This is a genomic window from Aeromonas sp. QDB25, from assembly GCF_027707725.1.
In the GTDB taxonomy this organism is placed as follows: domain Bacteria; phylum Pseudomonadota; class Gammaproteobacteria; order Enterobacterales; family Aeromonadaceae; genus Aeromonas; species Aeromonas caviae.
Genome location: NZ_JAPCIZ010000162.1, coordinates 1 through 3044 on the forward strand (window position 1 = coordinate 1; position 3044 = coordinate 3044).

At 41.4% G+C, this 3044-nt stretch carries 3 protein-coding genes; 2 read left to right on the forward strand and 1 reads right to left on the reverse strand.

Annotation, left to right across the window (positions count from 1 at the left end; translation table 11 throughout):
- The first annotated feature begins 297 nt into the window (after positions 1–297).
- Entirely contained in the window at positions 298–1560 is a 1263-nt protein-coding gene (locus PG883_RS23000; RefSeq protein WP_000608644.1) for an IS1380-like element ISEcp1 family transposase, read from the forward strand.
- Positions 1561–1894: 334 nt separating this feature from the next.
- The gene (locus tag PG883_RS23005; RefSeq protein WP_011091028.1) at positions 1895–2770 is read left to right on the forward strand and encodes an extended-spectrum class A beta-lactamase CTX-M-3; all 876 of its coding nucleotides are present in this window, start codon (positions 1895–1897) and stop codon (positions 2768–2770) included.
- A gap of 46 nt (positions 2771–2816) precedes the next feature.
- Here PG883_RS23005 and PG883_RS23010 read toward each other — a convergent pair.
- Positions 2817–3044 (reverse strand): hypothetical protein (locus tag PG883_RS23010; protein WP_442866379.1); only part of this gene is annotated, 228 nt, incomplete at its 5' end.

The window sequence follows — 3044 nt, forward strand, 5'->3', positions numbered from 1 at the left end:
GAACGAAAACTCACGTTAAGGGATTTTGGTCATGAGATTATCAAAAAGGATCTTCACCTAGATCCTTTTAAATTAAAAATGAAGTTTTAAATCAATCTAAAGTATATATGACCTAGATTCTACGTCAGTACTTCAAAAAGCATAATCAAAGCCTTGATAAATATGCATTCCTTCGAAATTCAGCTTTCACCCATTGGGTGAAAGAAAAGTGCTCAAAAATATGTTAAATTATCAGCTTTTATGACTCGATATATGGTAAAATAATAGTAAGAAAAGTAGTAAAAAGGGGTTCTAATTATGATTAATAAAATTGATTTCAAAGCTAAGAATCTAACATCAAATGCAGGTCTTTTTCTGCTCCTTGAGAATGCAAAAAGCAATGGGATTTTTGATTTTATTGAAAATGACCTCGTATTTGATAATGACTCAACAAATAAAATCAAGATGAATCATATAAAGACCATGCTCTGCGGTCACTTCATTGGCATTGATAAGTTAGAACGTCTAAAGCTACTTCAAAATGATCCCCTCGTCAACGAGTTTGATATTTCCGTAAAAGAACCTGAAACAGTGTCACGGTTTCTAGGAAACTTCAACTTCAAGACAACCCAAATGTTTAGAGACATTAATTTTAAAGTCTTTAAAAAACTGCTCACTAAAAGTAAATTGACATCCATTACGATTGATATTGATAGTAGTGTAATTAACGTAGAAGGTCATCAAGAAGGTGCGTCAAAAGGATATAATCCTAAGAAACTGGGAAACCGATGCTACAATATCCAATTTGCATTTTGCGACGAATTAAAAGCATATGTTACCGGATTTGTAAGAAGTGGCAATACTTACACTGCAAACGGTGCTGCGGAAATGATCAAAGAAATTGTTGCTAACATCAAATCAGACGATTTAGAAATTTTATTTCGAATGGATAGTGGCTACTTTGATGAAAAAATTATCGAAACGATAGAATCTCTTGGATGCAAATATTTAATTAAAGCCAAAAGTTATTCTACACTCACCTCACAAGCAACGAATTCATCAATTGTATTCGTTAAAGGAGAAGAAGGTAGAGAAACTACAGAACTGTATACAAAATTAGTTAAATGGGAAAAAGACAGAAGATTTGTCGTATCTCGCGTACTGAAACCAGAAAAAGAAAGAGCACAATTATCACTTTTAGAAGGTTCCGAATACGACTACTTTTTCTTTGTAACAAATACTACCTTGCTTTCTGAAAAAGTAGTTATATACTATGAAAAGCGTGGTAATGCTGAAAACTATATCAAAGAAGCCAAATACGACATGGCGGTGGGTCATCTCTTGCTAAAGTCATTTTGGGCGAATGAAGCCGTGTTTCAAATGATGATGCTTTCATATAACCTATTTTTGTTGTTCAAGTTTGATTCCTTGGACTCTTCAGAATACAGACAGCAAATAAAGACCTTTCGTTTGAAGTATGTATTTCTTGCAGCAAAAATAATCAAAACCGCAAGATATGTAATCATGAAGTTGTCGGAAAACTATCCGTACAAGGGAGTGTATGAAAAATGTCTGGTATAATAAGAATATCATCAATAAAATTGAGTGTTGCTCTGTGGATAACTTGCAGAGTTTATTAAGTATCATTGCAGCAAAGATGAAATCAATGATTTATCAAAAATGATTGAAAGGTGGTTGTAAATAATGTTACAATGTGTGAGAAGCAGTCTAAATTCTTCGTGAAATAGTGATTTTTGAAGCTAATAAAAAACACACGTGGAATTTAGGTTTCATTCTGGCGACGTCCGTATTTGCCTTTCGGAAGCATAAAATCGGACGCGTTGTGGCTCGCTTCAGGTAAAATATTGACTATTCATGTTGTTGTTATTTCGTCTCTTCCAGAATAAGGAATCCCATGGTTAAAAAATCACTGCGCCAGTTCACGCTGATGGCGACGGCAACCGTCACGCTGTTGTTAGGAAGTGTGCCGCTGTATGCGCAAACGGCGGACGTACAGCAAAAACTTGCCGAATTAGAGCGGCAGTCGGGAGGCAGACTGGGTGTGGCATTGATTAACACAGCAGATAATTCGCAAATACTTTATCGTGCTGATGAGCGCTTTGCGATGTGCAGCACCAGTAAAGTGATGGCCGCGGCCGCGGTGCTGAAGAAAAGTGAAAGCGAACCGAATCTGTTAAATCAGCGAGTTGAGATCAAAAAATCTGACCTTGTTAACTATAATCCGATTGCGGAAAAGCACGTCAATGGGACGATGTCACTGGCTGAGCTTAGCGCGGCCGCGCTACAGTACAGCGATAACGTGGCGATGAATAAGCTGATTGCTCACGTTGGCGGCCCGGCTAGCGTCACCGCGTTCGCCCGACAGCTGGGAGACGAAACGTTCCGTCTCGACCGTACCGAGCCGACGTTAAACACCGCCATTCCGGGCGATCCGCGTGATACCACTTCACCTCGGGCAATGGCGCAAACTCTGCGGAATCTGACGCTGGGTAAAGCATTGGGCGACAGCCAACGGGCGCAGCTGGTGACATGGATGAAAGGCAATACCACCGGTGCAGCGAGCATTCAGGCTGGACTGCCTGCTTCCTGGGTTGTGGGGGATAAAACCGGCAGCGGTGACTATGGCACCACCAACGATATCGCGGTGATCTGGCCAAAAGATCGTGCGCCGCTGATTCTGGTCACTTACTTCACCCAGCCTCAACCTAAGGCAGAAAGCCGTCGCGATGTATTAGCGTCGGCGGCTAAAATCGTCACCGACGGTTTGTAATAGCGGAAACGGAATGGGGAAACTCATTCCGTTTTTGTTTATCGCCTTAGACGGCAAAAGTGCTGTCGCCCACCTGCGCTTGCGCATACCAGGCCATAAGCTCCGTGGTTCCTGGTTCTCCTTCCGCTGGAGCCCAGTGCGCATAGTCATCGGCAGCCACGGGTCCCCCGGTGTCAGAATAGTTGTCGCCTAATCTGAATAATCTAAATGTGAAGACCGGGGGCGGATAAAGAGTGTCGAATGGCTCGTTATTCAAGTGAGCGCAAGGCTGCTT